The following is an 18111-nucleotide window of genomic DNA, read 5'->3' on the forward strand; positions in this document are numbered from 1 at the left end:
CCCCGCCGATGGATTTCCTCTACTATTTCAGTCCAGTCCAATGCAGGCTTTCATCCCTGTTCAATATTCCATCATTTCCAATGATCTTATCCTGCGCTCTTCTGCGTCTTCTGATTTAAGAATAAACCGGTTTTCCTGAACCGTCAACACCGGCAGTTGCCTGGGAAGCGAATCAATCACTCGCCGTGAAAAAGAAAAGGACAACAAAAAAGATATCCTTACGCTTCGGTCTTCCCCAATCGTCCGGATATCTCTGTTTTTTTCATGGTGGAGCTGATCGGGCTCGAACCGACTACCTCTACACTGCCAGTGTAGCGCTCTCCCAGGTGAGCTACAACCCCATTGCTTATAAATATTAACAAATTGACAAAAAGATTTCAAGCCCTAATCTTAAAAAGGTTGCATTCAGCGCTTGATTTATTTCTTTTTCCGCCTGCTTTCCAACGATTTTATAAACTCTCGTGCCCCACCTTCATCCCTCAAAATGATGTTCCTTCTTAAACAGCTCCGCCCGCAGAACAGGCGCCTGTTCTGCACGCCTCTCTTGCCGCGCTGAACTCACAGCGCCAGCCAAGAGACAGTACAGATCAGAAACGTCCGATTTTCTTCTGCTCGCCTGCTGTTTTCCGGCAATCTTCGCAATTTCGCGGCTGCGGATTGCCCGGTGCATTTCTCGTTCACCAGCCGCGCGGCCTCAAGAAATGCTTTTCCATATATTCCGCAAACCCGTCCTCATCGTTTGTTTTTTCCGTTATCTCATCCGCAATCGCCTTGGTATCCGCGCCGCCGTTAGCCATACATACGCCCCAGCCGCTGCATTCCAGCATTTCGTTATCATTGCTCATATCTCCAAATGCGATCACTTTGCTTAACGGTAACTGATTCATTTCGCAATAATGTTCCAGCGCTACCGCTTTGGAAACCCGCTGATCAGTAAATTCCAGCATTGTCGTCTGCGTCTTAAACGCCTTGAAGTGCGATGAAGGATGCTTACCGACATAGTCGACGACCTCCGCCATCAGTTCCTCCGGCATTCGAAACATGATCTTCGCATTTTCTTCCGCATAAAACTCGGAAATATCGTCCACAACGATCAGATCCGTACGGTTTTTCTTCGACGATCGCTCCGTCGCTTCATCGACCCGCAGACACATCATTTTATCTTTGACATACATAAATGGGTTTAAATCAAACGGGGCCATCAATTCCAGAATCTCCTTGATCCATTCCCTTTTCAATTTGTAATAATCATGCCGTTTCTGGTGGACTCCATCCCACAATTCAGAGCCATTCATTCCGATCAACACTTCAAAATCGAAATCAAATCCCCAGTCCCGCGCCTGCTTATGCAGCTGCTGATCAATGGATCGTCCCGATGCAATGCCAAAATAAACGCCATGGGCATGCAGCCGATTGATGACGTCCTTTGCATGTTCTGTTAAAATTCGATCAGAAGTAATTAACGTGCTGTCGATATCGCAAATTACCAGACGAAAGTCTTCTATCATTGTAGTACTCCCCCTGCTCCCTGATTTCCTATTTTCTAAAAACAGCTTCTTTAACATTCTAGCAGAATTTCAGAAAAAGTGTGAAGGAAAGACCGGATTCAAAACGAATTCCAATCAACCTTTCTGAAAAACATTATTTTTGTTTCAAAACAGGATGATTTTCAAGCAATCCGCTTATCCAGCCTGCTTTGCTTCACGCGATAGCCCTAATCTTTACTCATTCTGATTCAGTCCGCACAAGCTCATGATTTAACTTATGAACCTTTCGCTGGCTTGCCGGTCATTTTCATGTTGAGTTCCTTGCGAATTAACGCCTCCGCCAGAACCATCACGTCAATCTGCTTTTGCAGCCGGCGAAAAGTTGCGGAAGCTTCTTCGTGCTTCACCTGCGCCGCACGGCATTTATGAAGGATGGAACCGATTGGAGCCAATGCTTTTTCAAGCTCTTCCCAACTCAATACCACAGATGGACAGGTTATGGCAGTTAATTCTGAGGAGATCTGCCTCGGCTGATCCGCTTGTTCCTTCTGTTGTTCCTGTTGAAGCAGCAGCTTGGCAATCCGCAGCGCCGCTATTCGATTTTCCAATAAACTTTAATGCGCGCTGCCCCTGGCAAATTGGGGCTGGATTTTCTCACACCGCCGCAGGATCGAATTGATCTCATTCAGCGCACTTTCCAGTGTTTTTTCTCCCATCTTATTTTAACCTCTTTTCCCCTTCCAGTGCGATCAGATCCGCGGGATCATAACGATGACTGCCGGCTTTGCTTTTCTTCCATTTCCAGCAGCAAATGGCTTCATTCAAGCTGCAGCCCGGATTCTCGGCGAAGAAGGTGCGGATATAGGTATTGTATTCGAACTGCGGATCAATCGGAGTTTGCTTTGTTTTTTTCTCAACAAGAATCTGGGCATAAGCTTGAATCGCGTCGCCATACGTTTTGCCCGCATTACTTTTCAGCCATTTCTGAAACGCGACGTTAAACGAAAACGACGGCCCGATCTTCGCTTTGAAAAAAGCCCGGTGTTTTTCGGAACAGACAAACGGAGATTCGATTGACATTTCTTCCCTCAGTGTGCCGGCGGTCTTCGGCTTGATTTTCCTCACCTTCATGATCTCAACAGGTTTGCCTTCTAAAAAACAGGCAATTCTCTCCGTCAGTTCTGATTTTCCGCCCGCCGCTGGCAATCCCGATGCCCGGCAAAAACGGACTAATTCTTCTTTCAGATAATAATGATTCCTAAACGTCGCCGCGTCCAGCGATCGATTTAAAACAGGTCTTTCCATGCTTGTTCCCTCCTTTCCTGAAATGCGGATATCGTATATTCAAACAGGCATCCGGAATGCTGTTCATCAACGTTATCCGAATGCCTGTTTGCGGCGTCAGCCTGATTTCTTTTTTAATAAGCGGTAAATCATGATTAATAAAACAATTTCTACAATATCGAAAATGTATTTCAAAAAAAATTGAACAACGATATTGACCGTCACCATAAACTCTGCCATCTGGATTATGCCCCAACTTTCTTTAGCGTCATGCTTTATCCTCATTATAGCGAACAAAAACAACGCCGGCAAGGGATTTCACGCTGACCCTGCCTGCATGGAAAAAACGATTATTCCAATTTCTCACGATGGGCTGTGATCATGGTGTAACTGTGCGCATTGATTGTAATTCGGCAATCTCCCGTCAACACATACCAGTTTTTCCCCCTGCGCTGAATCACAGCCTGCGGCGACGCGATCAACTTGCGGCACCAGACGACGACATCTTCCTCATTGATTTGCAAGTTTCTGCGGATCCGCTCGACGCCCATCACCGTCGTATGCAGCTGATCCAGATTTTGCAGAAGTAAGTTTTCCTGCTCCATAACTGCGGTTTGCTCCATTACGATATTCCCCACGCTCTGCTTCATTGAGCCTTTCTTTCCACGCCTGCCCGCTTAAGCCTGAACGATCTGAAAAATATAAAATTTAAGATAAGAGGTCTCCTCCATCGTCCAGAGAATCGGGTGATCATGATTCTGCTGGGTAACAGAAACCTGCTTCAGCGTCACGCCGGCTTCCTGCGCCGCTTCCCGCAGCATCTTTTCAAAATTGTCGATTTCCATGAACCGCGAACAGCTGCAGGTGATCAGATAGCCGCCGTTTTGAAGCAGCTTCATCGCCTGATAATTGATCCGTTTATATCCGGCATACGCCTGATGGATCGTTTTCCGGGACTTGGTGAACGCCGGCGGATCCAGCACGATGATATCGTATTGCCCAATTTTACATTGATCCAGATATTCAAAAACGTCGGCTTTCACAAATTGAATCCGGTCTTCCAGATGATTCAGTTTAGCATTCGCCCGGCCCTGATCCAACGCCGTCTGGGAGACGTCGACCGCGACGACGCTTTGAGCCTTGCCATAGGCCGCGTTTAAGGCAAATCCGCCGGTATGGCTGAAACAGTCCAGCACCCGCTGATCATGCGCCATCTGCCGCAGCAGCATCCGATTTGACTTTTGATCCAGGAAGTAGCCGGTCTTCTGTCCGTTTTCAATATCCACATTTAATTTCAGGCCGTTTTCCTGGATCACCGTCGTCGTCGGCAGTGACACGCCGCCCCAGAAACCCTTTTCCATCGGTAAGCCTTCCTTGCTTCGAACCTGTATATCATTGCGTTCATAGATTCCCTGAATCGTCTGGCCCTCCTGACGCAGCGTCTCCAACAACAAGTCGTAGATCATCGGTTTAATCTTTTCCATACCGTAAGCGCTGATCTGTGTGACGAGTATGTCGTTATACCGATCCACCGTCAAACCCGGCAGCTGATCTGCCTCGCCGAAAATCAGGCGGCAGTTGGTAAGATTCGCCGCTTCCACCGTTTTTCGGAAAGCATAAGCAAACTGGATCCGCTGTCTGAAAAAATCCCGGTCGATCACTGCCTGCGGATTTTTCGTCAGAATCCGCACGACGATATGACTGGTTTCCGAGTAAAAACCAGTTCCCAGATAGCGGCCGCCTTCCGTTGCAATATCCACCGGCGCTCCGTTTTCCGGATGTCCCTCAATTCTGATCAGGTTATTGCGGTACATCCACATCTGTCCTTTATCCAGCCATTTTTCGCCCTCTTGCGAAATGATTACTTTTGCGTAATTTCGATCCATCATTCAACCTCGTCTTCTTCTCTTTCTGCCTTAGTATAGCATAAATTCAGCCGCTCTTTGGGATAAGTTGATGTTTCTTCGCCATTGGGAACTGATTAATGCGCTATTCCACGCTCTTTGGCCATGGTTCAATTTTCATCAGTTCCGATTGATTCGCGGCTGCCTTTTGATCGCTGGAAAAACGTTTCAAATGCCAGGAAAAGCGCAAAATAAAAAATTGGAGAACCAGCCTCTTTCATTTCGGTTTCCCGCATGAATCAAGGTCAGCTCTCCAACTTGATTTTCGAATGGTGCGCCCAACAGGACTCGAACCTGCAACCTTTTGAATCGGAATCAAATGCGCTATCCAATTGCGCCATGGGCACGTAACGTTATTATTTTACAATGGGAAGCGCATTTCGTCAAGCGTTTAATCGGACGCTGAGACTGATTTCCCGCAGTTTTCCGATTTTCCAGCTTCCCCTTGCCTCTTTCATTCGCAGCGCTTGTCCCCACCGCCTTCTTCTTAAAAGCAATCCCCGTTCAGAAACGGCAGGCATTTCAACAAAGGCTGCCTTCGTTTCTTTCCTTACGCTTATCCCCTTCAGCAGTTTTGCTTGTCAGCGCTCTCGCTTCGTTTTATGATAGACTTAAAGAAAACAAAAACCCGTCGCCGATCAGTCAGGAGGGACATGTTTATGAACGAATCGCCGATCAAAGAACAATATACGAGCTCAAAGTCACTCATTAACGATCTGATCCGGCTTACCCGCAGCGATCAGTATATCTTCCGCGGCGTCAGCCGGCGGATTGAATTAAATCCTTCGATCTGCCGCAAATACGACCGGGAAACACAGACCCTTGTCAATCTAAAAGATCAGGAATTCGCACTGCTTCATGCTTTCCGTCAGCAGGCCTCCAACCTGTTATCCGGCACGATGGAAACGCTCGATTATGTTGCCTGTGCCCAGCATTACGGCATCCCGACCCGGCTGATCGACTGGACCTGTAATCCCTTTACCGCGCTATACTTTGCGCTGGCGGAAAATAAGCAGCCCGACAACGGGGAGTATGAATTATTCGTGCTGCCGCTCAGGGAACAAATTATCATTCACCGCTGTTATTCGCCAATGAAGGAAGCAGATCCGGAGTTTATTGAGGAATATGCCGCATTCCTGAAGCTGCTTCGCGATAAAGCCCGGTTTCTTTCTTTAGTTCAGAAACGAAACGCCGCGTTAAACGCACTGAAGATCGCCGCTGACGATCCTCATCCCCAAGGCTTGATCATCTACAACGGCAGCTTTAGCAATGCCCGGCTGATCGCCCAGGCCGGGTTGTTCTCCATCCCCTCTTCCATTGAAGGTGATGAAGCCGCAGAAGAAATTCGCCGCCGCGCCCGCTGCATTTCGATCCAGCTGTCGGATAAAGAACGCCGGGAAACGCTTGGTTTCCTGGACAACATGGGTTATAACAAACAGCGGCTGTTCCCCGATCTTCAGAATCTCTGTGATTCCATCGTTACTCAGGCCTTGCAAAAGCAGGCTGGAATTGAGTGAAACTTTCCGTTTCCATAAAAAATACCAGGGCCTCCTTCCTGGATAAGGAAGAAGATCCTGGTATTTTTCTATTTGTGGATAATTTCAGGCTGTGGATTCCCTCACCCTTTCCGGCTCAAAGCAATGATCCCGATCATTGTTAACAAGATGCCGGAATCCTGACTCATTTTTTCCTATAATTCATCCTCGCCGGTTTCCGTATAAGCCTCCATCGCTTCCGGATCAAACAAGCCGACCTGCTGCCGGCCGATCTCGATCAGGCCTTCGCTCAGTTTGGCATCGCCTTGAAACATCCGGCGCGAAATCAGTTCCATCAACATTCCCAGATTTAAGCCATAATACAATTTCAGACCTGGCTTCTCAGCCACGGCTTCCATCGCCACGTTAAACGGCGTGCCGCTGAACAGATCGGTCAGAATGATGATTTGATCCTGCTTTTCCAGTCTTTCCAACGCTGCACTCAGCCGCTTTTTCAAATCTTCCTTATCCGATTCTGCCGGAAAATCAAGCGCTTCATAGGCCGGCTGAGAACCCATGATCAATTCCAGCGCCGAGGTGATGCCGGTGGCGAAATGACCATGTCCCATCACAATAATTCCTGTGCTCATTTTTTTCTCCCGGTTTATTCTTCAGGCAGATGCGCCAGCTCTTCTTTAAACGGATTTACATTCGTATCAATGTTGGTATCCTTCGCCCCCTTGGCGGCGACAAACTGGAAAGGAACTGTCAGCATGATCGGCGCCAGATATTTGTTTGCTTTGACGCTGAATACCAGATCCCGCTTATCCGACGGGGCCTCCTTGACCGTGATCAGATGCACGCGGTCGGTGTATTTGCGAAACGCTTCCCGGAACTGTAAACAACGGTTCCACTCTGCTTCATCCGACCCCAGCATCAGGATGGTCTGTTTCGGTGTGATCGCCATCGTCGGTCCATGCGAATATTCCTCAATTTCATAGCCGATCGTCGGCAGCCGCAGCATTTCGCCGATCTTCAGCATGCCCTCTAAAGCTGAACCATAGTCGATGCCATAGCCCAGCACGTAGATTCGGTCGCTGTTGACAATCGTCGTCGCGTTGCGGTCATACCAGGCTTCACTCTCTGTTATCACCTGATCAAACTGATTGACAAACGTTTCGGTTTCCGCCAGCGCCTGACTGATTTTCTGAGCGGTCAGCGTGCCGCGAACCTCGGCGGCGGCCAGTGCCCACAGATACAGCTGCAGCAGTGTAACCGTATATCCGCGGGTTTCCGGCGGCGTTTCTTCCTTGCCGCATAACAGATGGATGACATGATCGACATGCCGGGTGATCTCGCTGTCAAGGTTCTCCGTCAACGCCACGGTCGGATAGCCTTCGCGGCGGGCCTTGTCCATGACCTCAATCGTTGAAATCGAAGTCCCGGACTGGCTGATGCCGACAAACAGAATTTCTTCTTTTTTCAGCATGCCGGTCCAATCGGCTTGTTCATAATGGGCAAACACCGTCGGATAATGACCCTGCGCCTCCAGTTTGCACAGATGCTTAAATTCATAGGCGGCAATCTGCGAAGCGTTATAGGAGGTCCCGGAACCGAAAAACAGCACTTTTTTGATCGGCAGCTGCACAAACAACTGACGGAAGGGCTCCACAAACTCCGCGCGGCGTGCAAAGGCAGCTCTTAACGCCCGCGGCTGATCTTTCATATAACCTAATACCGTTGGTTTTTCCATAGTTTCTTCCCAGTTCCTTTCTACAGTTTTCGAACGATTTCCGCCAGATCCTCCGGCACATCATCCGGCACCATCTGAACCAGCAGCTTAACGCCGTGATCCGCCAGCCGTTTGAAGTTGTCAATATCGGCGTCGGAGAGATACAATGTCTTTTTCACATGTTGATAACCCGGCTTGCCGGACAAATTGCCAACGGTGATCTGTTTGATCGCATAACCGTCCTCCACCATCTTTAACAACGGTTCCGGCCCCGCCGCCAGCAGCATTACGCGGCTGCCTTTGTCAAGATTGCGCTTCAGCTTGTCGGAAGCCGTCAGCGCGTCCAGAATCGACAGCTTCACTTTCGCCGGACAGCCGAATTTCAGCGCTGTCTTGCGCATTTCGTCCTTTGCGATTTTATCGTCGATCACGACGATTTTTTCCACGCTGTGATGCGGTACCCAGTAGCCGCAGACCTGCCCATGGATCAGCCGGTCGTCAATTCTTACTTCAACAATCGCCATGCAGTTTCCTCCTTATGCCAAAATGCCGAACACGCCGCAGATAAACGCCACGACGACGATGATCAGGATCAGCTTCATGATGCTGATTTTCTTTTTCAGCAGCCGGTAGATCAACAGCGTTGCGCCTAACGAAAGCAGCTGCGGACAGATTTCGTCGAGATATTGCTGAACGACAACTTCGCTGCCGGAGATCGTGAAGGCGATCGGGCATTCCAGACCAATCCAGGCGGCGATCATACAGCCGATCGCAGCGACGCCGACAATTCCGGCGCAATAGGTGAACAGCTGCATCTTGCCGGATTGCTGCAGGTTCTCAAGCAGCTTGCTGCCGTTGTTGTAGCCGATCTTCAGGCAGTAATACCGGGTCAGAAAGTTCGGAATGTTGAAGGCCAGAAGCAGAATGATCGGGCCGAGAATACTGCCCTGACTGGCGAAGCTGACGCCTAATGAACAGGCGATGACTTTGAAAATTCCCCAGAAGAACGTATCGCCGATCCCGGACAACGGTCCCATCAGGGAAACCTTGACGGCGTTGATCGATTCGACATCGAAGTTCTCGTTATCATGCGCCAGCTCTTCCATTGCGACCGCGATGCCCATGACAAACGGCGAAGGGGCAACCGTCATATTGAAAGCAGCGATATGACGATGAAGCGCGGCCTTGTAGCCTTCCGGATCATCCTTCCAGATCCGCTTCAAGCTCGGCATCATCGCGTACAGGAAGCCCAAGCCTTCCATACGTTCGTAGTTGAAGGAGCCTAACAGCGTAAAGGAACGCCAGTAGATTTGATTGAATTCTTTTTTGGACAGCTTGCGCGGATTGTCCTGCATCGACGTTGTCATTTACAATTCCTCCTCTTCCGGTTCAGATGCTGAATTGAGCTGATCCCGTTTCAGCAGGTAGATAATCCAGGCCAGCGCGACGGAAACCGCGGCCACGCCGATCATCGACATGCCTAACCAGGCGGTCAGCGCGAAGCCGATAATCAGATAAGGAATCAGGTCCTGTTCCAATAACAGGTTCATCAACAAGGCGAAGCCCAGCGCCGGCAGAACTTTGGCAACCGCATTCAGACCATTGGTCATCCAGGCCGGCAGATTGTTGACGATCACGTTGATCGCTTCATTGCCGAAGTATAAGGCCACGAATGTCAGACTAAGATAGATCAGGAAGGTCAGGATTCCGCATAACCAGTGAATCCAGATGATCTGCTTATCCTTGCCGCCCTCGTCGATCAGTTTATCGACGGTGTGCATCGGTCCGGAATACGCCGTATCCACCAACGTTTGTAAAAATTGCATCAGAATGGAAACTGGAACGCCGAAGGCCATCGCGACTTCGATGCCCGAGCCGGTTGACAGCGCAACTGCGGTGCCGATCGTCCCGCCGGTGCCGATGCTCAAACCGGCCGTCGGACCGATTGAAGCCGTCCCCATCCAGATCAGTTCCAGCTGAGCGCCGATGATCAGCCCTTCCTTCACATTCCCTAAAATCAAACCGACCAGAAAACCGGTGACCACCGGTTCGCGGAGTTTGCATTCTCCCAGCCATCCGCCTTCCAAAACGGACAAGGCTGCGACAACGCCGATCAAAGCAGCTTGCAATGCAGACATAATGATTTTTCCTCCTCCTTACAAGACTGTTGTAACTATACCAGTTTATTCATCTGGTATAGTTACTATACCACTTAATTATTTTATACACCTTCTATCCCCGGATTGCAATAAAAAAAGTGTGAAATTCACACTATTTCTTTGTTACATATTTAAACGACGTATATTCCGGCATATAATAGGCTTTCGTAAACTCAACTAAACGATGCTGTTCGTCAAATCCGAAATATTGGTAAGCGAAGACCTGCTTTTTCGGATCCGCCTCCATCACCTGCCGATAGGCGGCCGGGATTTCCTGGACTTCCATATCCGAGATGATGGTCTTGGGCATATGCCCCTGCAGCTCCATATAGGTATATAAGGAACCTTCTCCGAAGTTAAACCGCTCCGGCTGCTTAAACAGCGAGACGGGAAAGTAACAGATCTGCAGGGCATAGGGCTGATTGTCGATCCGGGAAAGCCGGATCAATTCATACAGCTGCGGACTGTCGGGAAAGTAATCACGGGTTGCTCCCTGGTTTTCAATTTGCTTAAACGACAGCACCGTCCGGGTGGACTGGAAACCGCTCTGCACCAGATTGCGGCTTAAGCTGACGTTTTCATTATCACCGAACGTTACTTTTTTTTCATTTTTTGGCAGCCGGCTGACAAAGGTGCCTTTGCCCTGGATCGAGACCAGCGTTCCTTCTTCCACCAGTTTTTTGATCGCGCTGCGCACCGTCAGGCGGTTGATTCCGTATTGCTGCGCCATCTGCCGTTCCGACATGATTTTCTCGCCCACGCGGTATTCGCCGGTGCGGATTTTCTCCAGAATGTTTTCCATCAGCTGCACATAGACTGCTTTTTCCATACTCATACCGTCGTCACGCTCCTGAACTTGAAAAAGCTGGGGATTGCAACGATCTGAAAATATTCCAGCGGTTTCATCGAATCCAGATAAGTCAGACCGGTGCTCATCAGAATCTCGGCGTCGTCTTCCACCTGCAGCAGCTGCGCTTCTTCCTCGCTGGCATGCACGATCCGGATTTCCTCTTCATTCCGGCAAATATCATAGCCGAATTGTTCGCGCAGGACACGGTACAGCGACCGGTTTTCCAGCGGCAGCGTTTCGATTCCGCGGACTTTTTCATATTCGATATAGACCTGTTCGACTGACCGCGGTTTGCCTTCCACGATCCGCAGTTTTCGATAGCTGAAGATCCGGGTGGCGATCGGGATCTGAAGCTGTTCGCTGATCAGCTTATTTGCTTCGATCACCGACTGATCCAGAATCGGATAGACGTAATGAAAACCTCGGGCTTCCAAAGCCTGAGTAATTGATTCAAATTGATCCAGCTGGCGTGTGACATAGACTTCATCATTCATAATTTCACCGTTTTCCTAGTGGTTTAGTATAGTATACCACTTCTGAAAAATAAGCTCAAGCCGGCACCCTTCCCTCTTTGGGAACTGTGTTTCGCCATAAAACCACCGGTTTTAGAATTGTAGGGATAAAAATAAAAAACCGGGCGCATGCGCTCGGCTGTTCGACTTTTGGTGGAGCTGCGGGGAGTCGAACCCCGGTCCAGGAATAGTCCCCATTCAGACATCTACAGTTTATTCCGTTTGCTTATAAAACAGATATGTTAACGGACAAAACGATCTGAGTTTGTCTGTTGATTGTCGGGAAATCCGTCCAGACGCCGAATCTCCTTATCCTTCATTTCTGATACTGTCCGGCAACCTGAAGAAAGAATCACCGGCAGCAGCTGCAATCTCTATGCCGAGATATTAAGCAGCGAAAGCAACCTGACGGTTTCCACCGAACAGATTAGCTAAAAAAGATTTTCCAGTTATTTTTTGTTGGCTGTTAGGCAGCCGCCCCACTGCAGTCTGAATCCAACTTAGACCTGTCGAAACCATGACAACCCCAGTTGTTATGCTATAACAGTATATAGCATAAACCGCATTCCGTCAAATTATTCGCCATTGTTGGAAATTCGGTAGCCGCTCTGACGGTCAACCCGGTATTTCAGCGGCTGTCTGTCCAGATACCGCTGCAAATTTTCCAGCGCCATCGCGATCACCGTGTCGTAGGTGCTCTGTTGGTTGTAGTTGCCTGAGACATGCGGCGTCAGAATCACGCGGTCATAACCCCATAACGGATTATTCATTGGCAGCGGCTCCGGATCCACGACGTCCAGAACCAGCCCGCCGAAGTGTCCCTGATCCAGCAGCGCGCACAACGCCGGCGTATCCACCGTAACGCCTCGGCCAACGTTGACGAGAACACAATCCCGACGCGTCAGCGCCAGCCGCCGCTGATCGAAGAAGTGCCGGGTTTCCGGCGTGCTTGGCAGACACAGCGCGACGATATCTGCTTGCGGCAGTTCTTCCTCGATCTGATCCATCAGCACCAGCCGGTCAACATAATCCGGACAACCGCCCGGGGTTCGCTTCACGCCCGTTACAGTACACCCTAACGCCTTCATCCGCCAGCCAAATTCCCGGCCGATGTCGCCCAAACCGACGATCAGCACTGACGATCCTTTCAACGAACGAACCTTTCCTTCATTTTTCCACACCCGCAGCTTCTGATTTTCCCGGTAGAGATTTAATTTTTTATAGATCGACAGCACTCCTGCCAGCATGTGCTCCGCAATCGCCGGTCCGTAAGCACCGGTCGAATTGGTCAGCAGGACATCCTGGGCCAATCCTTCTTCCTTTACATATTGCTCAGCGCCAGCGCTTTCCAGATGCAGCCAGCGCAGCGCCTTCGCCTGAGGCAGCCAGCGGTTGGGAAGATTTCCGATCACAACTTCAGCTTCCGCAAGCCGCGCTTCATCCAGCTCGTTGCGTTCGCAGAAATCAATCTCCGCCTGCGGACAAGCCGCCTGAATTGTCTCTTGCAGGGAAGCCTCGGTCGGAATGATCCAGCAAACTTTTACTTTTTCCATTGCCCAAACCTTCTTTCTGGCTTCATTGTACCTGAGCGGTTGGCGCACGTCAATCATCCAGCTCGCCGATGTAGTGCTTTTCCGCATTCAGTCCCAAGACAAGCGCCGCCCTGCCGCAAACCCGCAAACGATCCGGACAGCTTCTTCTTTAATGTTTCTCTGCCGCTTCCATGCCGGTTGATTCAATCGCGCAGCGGGCGATATTGCACGTATGATCCGCCATTCGCTCCAGGTTGCCCAGAATATCGCAGAACACGGAACCCGCGACAGCCGAACTGCACTCCTGGCGGCTCATCCGGTCGAAGTGATTCTGCCGGGCCTTGTATTCCAGCAAGTCCATGTAATTCTCATCTTCCAGCAGCGCGGAATACAGTGTGTAATCCTGCGATTCATAAACTCTTACGGACTGGGCGAGCATGTGATCAAACAAGTCGAACATCTGCAGCACCTCGTCCTTCGCACCGGCGGAGAACGAAGACTGATCTTCGCTGACCATTTCGAAGAACTCGACGAGATTCACGGTCAGATCGCCGATCCGTTCCAGATTTTTGATCACCTGCAGATTGAGATTCAGGTCCGCCATTTCCTTATCCGACAGATTTTCCTTGGAGATCTGCATCAGATACTGCGTGATCTTCGCATCGAAACTGTTGATCAGTGCCTCCGACTGCAGGATCATCTCGCGGTCCTCCTCGTCGGTGCCCTTGACGAAATAACTTTTTGCTTCCTGCACCGTCTTGCTTACGACGTCGACCATTTTAAAGATCGACTTGTGGACAAGCTCCAGCGCCGAGGCCGGCAGCTCGTGAATAATCTTCTCGTCCAGATCGTCGATTTTGATATCCAGCCGCTCCGGTTCCTGCCCCGGAATCAGTTTCTTGACCAGCTGACACATCTGCTTTAAGAATGGGAAAAACAGGATCGTCGCCCCGACGTTAAACAGGATATGCGCAACAGCGATCTGCATCATCGGCGCGATGTTCAGCATCGCCGACAGCTTTTGGATCAGCAGGATGTACGGCTGAAGCAGAAGCATGCCGATCAGGGTGCCGATCACATTGAACAACGTATGTAAGCCTGCCGTCCGTTTGGCCGCCAGACTGCCGCCGATCGCCGCGAAGACGCCGGTGATGGTCGTGCCGATATTGGAGCCGAACACAAACGGCAGCGCTGCCGACATCGACATCGCCCCCGCTTCCACTAACTTCTGCACCACGCCGATGGTCGCCGCCGAGCCCTGAATCAGCGCGGTCAGCACGGTGCCTGCCAACAATGCCAGAAGCGGCTGCCGGCCCATCATTTCCGCAAAGGCGATGAATTCCGGCATGTCCTTAAGCATCGACAAAGAATCGCCCATAATCCGCAACCCATAAAACAACAAGCCGAAGCCCATCACAATCTCGCCAACCGTGCGGCTCTTTTTCCGCTTGGCAAACGAAATCACCACGCCGCCCGCAAACACGAAGAACAAGGCGGACTGTTCCACCTTCAGGCCGATCAGAAACGCCGTCACCGTCGTACCGATGTTGGCGCCCATGACGATCCCCGCCGCCTGTTCCAGCCGCATTAACCCGGCCCGCACCAACCCGATTGTAATCGCCGTCGTCGCTGAGCTGGACTGGATCATAATCGTGACCAGGGCCCCGATCACAATCGCCATCAGCGGTTTCGACGTATATTTATCAATGTAATCCCGCAGCTTATCCCCGGCTAAGCTCTTTAAACCGTCCCCCATAAATTTGATGCCGAATAAGAACAGCCCGAAGCCGCCTAAAATCATATCCCACTGAATATCCTGTAACGTCATCCTTCCACTCCTCTCAAAGGTAAAGATACCAAGAAAAAAAGAAAATGACTGTTAAGTTTCTGTTAATTTTCCGTTAATCTGCCTTCATTCGCTGCTTTTTTACGATTTCCGTCAGAATGACTGCCTTTTTCAGGAATCGGCTTCCTGATCCGGTCTGTAAAATCCGACCGGCTGAACCGCGCCGCGCTTAGTTTTCCTCGCGCCGCCGGCTTCATTCACAGAAATCATCAATCTCTCCCACTTCTTTCAGAATTCTTAAAACGCGGGCAGGGATAGAATGTTGCGGCGCAAGCTATGCTATAATAAGACCAAGTCCTCATAGGACGGCAGAGGAGGAATATACGCATGATGTGGATTATTTTACTGGTCGTGCTCGCGGTGCTGGTCATCTGGTTTATCGCGGCCTACAACGGGTTTGTATCGTTAAAAAATAAAGTTGAGGAAGCGTTCTCCACGATGGATGTGTATCTGGTTAAGCGTTACGACCTGATCCCGAACTTAGTCGAAACGGTCAAGGGTTATGCAGCGCATGAAAAGGAAACACTGGAAAAAGTCGTATCCGCCCGCAGTCTGGCCATGAACGCGCATTCGATGGATGAAAAAATCGCCCAGGAACAGAATCTGTCCGGCTTGTTAGGCCGTTTGATGGCGATCTCGGAGAGCTATCCGGATCTGAAGGCCAACACTAACTTCATTGATCTGCAGCGGCAGCTGAAAGACATGGAAGGGGAAATCGCCAACGCCCGCAAGTATTACAACGGTGTGGTTAAAGCCTTCAATACCCGCACGGAAACGATTCCGAGCAATCTGATCGCGATGATCTGCGGTTTTAAGAAAATGCCGTTGTTTGTCGTTAAGGATGAAGCTCAGCGCGAAAACGTCAAAGTTTCTTTCTAAATATCGCTTTCCGCGATATTTTTTAAACCTTGGCGCGATGCCGGAACCCAGTTGGGAATGCCGGCATTCGGACAGTAAGGAGTGGAATTTATGAAAAAACGAATTTTATTCAGCGTTCTGACGCTGTTTCTGCTTTTCCTCGGGCTGCAGCCGATTCACGCTCAGGAAGGCTTCACGATCGACCATTACGACATTCAGATTGAGGTCAGCGAAGATGGGGTGTATACCGTTACGGAAACGCTCGACGTTCAGTTTCAGCAGCGCCTGCACGGCTTAAATCTGACGCTGCCCAAACGTTACCGCAATGTATCATGGCAGATTGGCGATACCGTGATAAACCGCAGCTACGTCTTTCCGATCGACCACATCGAAGTGCTCTCAGGTCATGAAGCCAAGCTCAGCGATGAGGATGATTACTACAACCTCCGCCTGGGCAGCGCCGATACCTACGCCCAATCTGAAGAAACCTATCAGATCCGCTATCAGGTGCATACCCGCGATTTGAGGTTGGGCAATATCCAGAGTTTTTACTGGAATCTGATTTCTGTTCACTGGGATACAACGATTGAGAAGGTCACCTTCCGGGTCACGATGCCAAAAAGCTTCGATGCCAGCCAGCTGTACTTCTATTCTGATCTGCCGCAGGATCAATTCCGCTTTGAGCAGGAAGGGACGACCTTCAGCGGCGAAACCTTATCCGCGCTGGCTCCGTTTGAGGGGATCACGGTTAAGCTGGACTTGCCTGATCAGTATTTCATCTATCCGAAACAAGCTGATTATTCCCTGCCCCTCGCCATTCTCGGCGGTTTTATCACGCTGCTCAGCATTTTCTGTCTGATGCGGTGGGGTCGTGATGAAACGTTGATCATTCCGGTCGAATTTACAGCGCCGGAGGGGATCTCCAGCACCGAGGTCGGTATGATTCTAAACGGTTCCGTGCAGAACCAGGAAGTCTTGTCGCTGATTCTGGACTGGGCGAATCGCGGCTACCTGACGATTGAGGATCAAAAGAAGACCTTGAAGCTGAATAAGCTGCAAGCTTTGCCGGAGGATACGCCGGTCGCGGAGCTGCGGTTGTTCAACGCGCTGTTTAACAATCGCGACAGCGTGACGACAAAACAGCTGGAGGAGAAGTTTTACACCCATCTCAATCAGGCGATCCAGGATTATTCCGCTTATTACCGGCTGCCGGAAAAGCGGTTGTTCACCAAGCTCTCTTCAACCTTACAGGTAATTTTAACCTTGTTAGCGCCGCTGCCGATTGCGATTCTGGCGGCCTTGCAGTTCTATGCCGTTGAATTCAGCTTCGCGGCAATCGTATTCCTGATCATTCCGTATTTCGTGATGATCATCGTCATCATCATGGGCAGCAGTCTGCAGCAGCGCTGGCACAGTGCCGGCGGCGGCTTTCGATTCGGTATGCTTCTCGGTATGGTCCTGCTTACGGGTCTGTGGGCGCTGTTATTGGCGATTGCCTTTCTGACAGCACGCCAGAGCTGGCTCTGCCCGGTTTTCTTAAGCATCTGCACGCTGATCAGCGCTCTCTGCGCGGTTTTCATGAAGAAGCGGACCGAGCGGGGACAGCGGTTAACCGGGAAAGTCTTAGGTCTGCGAAACTTCATTCTGTACGCGGAAAAGGACCGTCTGGCCATGTTGGTAAAAGATGATCCAACTTACTTCTACTCGATTCTGCCCTATGCCTACGCGCTGGGCTTATCGGATATCTGGGCGGAACATTTCCGGGGTCTGACCTTGGAACCGCCAACCTGGTACTACGGCCCGGATGGCTGGACAACGTGGTATATGATCAGCCGGCTGGACCGCAATATGAATTCGTTCCAGCGAGCCATGACCTCCGCGCCGGTTTCCTCAAGCTCGGGTCCGCATGGCGGCAGCTTCGGCGGAGGCGGGGGCGGCGGTTTTACCGGCGGCGGCTTCGGCGGCACCTCTGGCAGCGGCTGGTAAGCAGCTCAATCCGCATTCTGATCTCAATATCCGCCAATCGCAATGAACACAAAAGCTGCAGATTATTAGAACTTGCGGCTTTTCTTCTGCCGATCATTCAGACAAGCAGCGCCTATTTCTTTAAGAGCCGAGCTTCGTTCCGCCAGCATTGCCGTTTTATCGTGCGCAGTACTTTCATCTTGTTCTTTGTTTCAGGCTGATGCTCTGTCATTCGCTCAAAAATAAAGGCTTTTCTACTTCCATTGCAGAACAAAAAAACACGGCTTACCACCGTGCTTTCATCGCTTTCTCCATCTCCCGCTTCGCGTCCTTCAGCTTCGCGTCCTCACGCTTGTCGTACAACGCTTTCCCCTTAGCCAGCGCGATCTCCATCTTGGCCCGGCCGTTTTTTAAATACAGCTTCACCGGGACGACAGTATAGCCCTTCAGCTTGACCTTCTGCTGGAGCTTGACGATCTCCAGCTTGTGCAGCAGCAGCTTCAGATC

18 protein-coding genes, 2 tRNA genes and 1 other RNA gene are annotated in these 18111 nt (G+C 50.4%); 3 read left to right on the forward strand and 18 right to left on the reverse strand.

Annotated elements, in window-relative coordinates; all coding sequences use genetic code 11:
- Nucleotides 1-265: 265 nt before the first annotated feature.
- The 7 genes from AC5OW4_RS09695 to AC5OW4_RS09725 form a co-directional block, all read right to left on the reverse strand.
- Nucleotides 266-341, reverse strand: a tRNA-Ala gene (locus tag AC5OW4_RS09695).
- 336 nt (nt 342-677) lie between these two features.
- Nucleotides 678-1508, reverse strand: coding sequence for an HAD family hydrolase (locus AC5OW4_RS09700; RefSeq protein ID WP_072685704.1), 831 nt, complete (start codon nt 1506-1508; stop codon nt 678-680).
- Nucleotides 1509-1762: 254 nt separating this feature from the next.
- On the reverse strand, nt 1763-2095 hold the full coding sequence (locus AC5OW4_RS09705) for a hypothetical protein (RefSeq protein ID WP_072685703.1): 333 nt from the start codon (nt 2093-2095) through the stop codon (nt 1763-1765).
- 109 nt (nt 2096-2204) lie between these two features.
- Nucleotides 2205-2792, reverse strand: a complete 588-nt coding sequence (locus AC5OW4_RS09710; protein WP_072685702.1) for a DUF6434 domain-containing protein — start codon at nt 2790-2792, stop codon at nt 2205-2207.
- 329 nt (nt 2793-3121) lie between these two features.
- Nucleotides 3122-3394 (reverse strand): DUF3781 domain-containing protein, encoded by a 273-nt coding sequence (locus tag AC5OW4_RS09715; RefSeq protein WP_229100655.1) that lies wholly within the window; start codon nt 3392-3394, stop codon nt 3122-3124.
- Nucleotides 3395-3448: 54 nt separating this feature from the next.
- The gene (locus AC5OW4_RS09720; RefSeq protein WP_072685701.1) at nt 3449-4657 is read right to left on the reverse strand and encodes a class I SAM-dependent rRNA methyltransferase; all 1209 of its coding nucleotides are present in this window, start codon (nt 4655-4657) and stop codon (nt 3449-3451) included.
- Between the two features lie 288 nt (nt 4658-4945).
- Nucleotides 4946-5022, reverse strand: a tRNA-Arg gene (locus AC5OW4_RS09725).
- A gap of 312 nt (nt 5023-5334) precedes the next feature.
- On the opposite strand from AC5OW4_RS09725, the gene AC5OW4_RS09730 reads away from it, so the two are divergent.
- Nucleotides 5335-6192, forward strand: coding sequence for an FRG domain-containing protein (locus AC5OW4_RS09730; protein ID WP_072685700.1), 858 nt, complete (start codon nt 5335-5337; stop codon nt 6190-6192).
- 173 nt (nt 6193-6365) lie between these two features.
- Here the strand turns inward: AC5OW4_RS09730 and AC5OW4_RS09735 are convergent, their stop codons facing one another.
- The 10 genes from AC5OW4_RS09735 to AC5OW4_RS09780 form a co-directional block, all read right to left on the reverse strand.
- The gene (locus AC5OW4_RS09735) at nt 6366-6800 is read right to left on the reverse strand and encodes a PTS sugar transporter subunit IIA (RefSeq protein WP_072685699.1); all 435 of its coding nucleotides are present in this window, start codon (nt 6798-6800) and stop codon (nt 6366-6368) included.
- A 14-nt stretch (nt 6801-6814) separates the two neighbouring features.
- Nucleotides 6815-7903: an SIS domain-containing protein gene (locus AC5OW4_RS09740; RefSeq protein ID WP_072685698.1), complete on the reverse strand. Its 1089-nt coding sequence runs from the start codon at nt 7901-7903 to the stop codon at nt 6815-6817.
- 20 nt (nt 7904-7923) lie between these two features.
- Nucleotides 7924-8406, reverse strand: coding sequence for a PTS sugar transporter subunit IIB (locus AC5OW4_RS09745; protein WP_072685697.1), 483 nt, complete (start codon nt 8404-8406; stop codon nt 7924-7926).
- A gap of 12 nt (nt 8407-8418) precedes the next feature.
- Nucleotides 8419-9249: a PTS system mannose/fructose/sorbose family transporter subunit IID gene (locus AC5OW4_RS09750; RefSeq protein ID WP_072685696.1), complete on the reverse strand. Its 831-nt coding sequence runs from the start codon at nt 9247-9249 to the stop codon at nt 8419-8421.
- Nucleotides 9250-10020, reverse strand: coding sequence for a PTS mannose/fructose/sorbose/N-acetylgalactosamine transporter subunit IIC (locus AC5OW4_RS09755; RefSeq protein ID WP_083538667.1), 771 nt, complete (start codon nt 10018-10020; stop codon nt 9250-9252).
- A gap of 133 nt (nt 10021-10153) precedes the next feature.
- Nucleotides 10154-10876, reverse strand: a complete 723-nt coding sequence (locus tag AC5OW4_RS09760; protein WP_072685694.1) for a GntR family transcriptional regulator — start codon at nt 10874-10876, stop codon at nt 10154-10156.
- Nucleotides 10873-11385: a GntR family transcriptional regulator gene (locus AC5OW4_RS09765; RefSeq protein WP_072685693.1), complete on the reverse strand. Its 513-nt coding sequence runs from the start codon at nt 11383-11385 to the stop codon at nt 10873-10875. Before AC5OW4_RS09765 ends, AC5OW4_RS09760 begins: the two co-directional genes overlap by 4 nt.
- Nucleotides 11386-11554: 169 nt before the next feature.
- Nucleotides 11555-11931, reverse strand: a transfer-messenger RNA (tmRNA) gene (gene ssrA, locus AC5OW4_RS09770).
- A 47-nt stretch (nt 11932-11978) separates the two neighbouring features.
- Entirely contained in the window at nt 11979-12956 is a 978-nt protein-coding gene (locus AC5OW4_RS09775; RefSeq protein WP_195547874.1) for a D-2-hydroxyacid dehydrogenase, read from the reverse strand.
- 148 nt (nt 12957-13104) lie between these two features.
- Nucleotides 13105-14763, reverse strand: coding sequence for a Na/Pi cotransporter family protein (locus tag AC5OW4_RS09780; RefSeq protein WP_493676917.1), 1659 nt, complete (start codon nt 14761-14763; stop codon nt 13105-13107).
- Between the two features lie 345 nt (nt 14764-15108).
- Here AC5OW4_RS09780 and AC5OW4_RS09785 point away from each other — a divergent pair, with 345 nt between their 5' ends.
- Both AC5OW4_RS09785 and AC5OW4_RS09790 read left to right on the forward strand, forming a co-directional pair.
- Nucleotides 15109-15660 (forward strand): LemA family protein, encoded by a 552-nt coding sequence (locus tag AC5OW4_RS09785; protein WP_072685690.1) that lies wholly within the window; start codon nt 15109-15111, stop codon nt 15658-15660.
- 90 nt (nt 15661-15750) lie between these two features.
- Nucleotides 15751-17625: a DUF2207 domain-containing protein gene (locus AC5OW4_RS09790; protein WP_072685689.1), complete on the forward strand. Its 1875-nt coding sequence runs from the start codon at nt 15751-15753 to the stop codon at nt 17623-17625.
- Between the two features lie 264 nt (nt 17626-17889).
- Here the strand turns inward: AC5OW4_RS09790 and AC5OW4_RS09795 are convergent.
- Nucleotides 17890-18111 (reverse strand): SsrA-binding protein (locus tag AC5OW4_RS09795; protein WP_493676918.1); only part of this gene is annotated, 222 nt, incomplete at its 5' end.

The organism is Holdemania sp., from assembly GCF_986127675.1.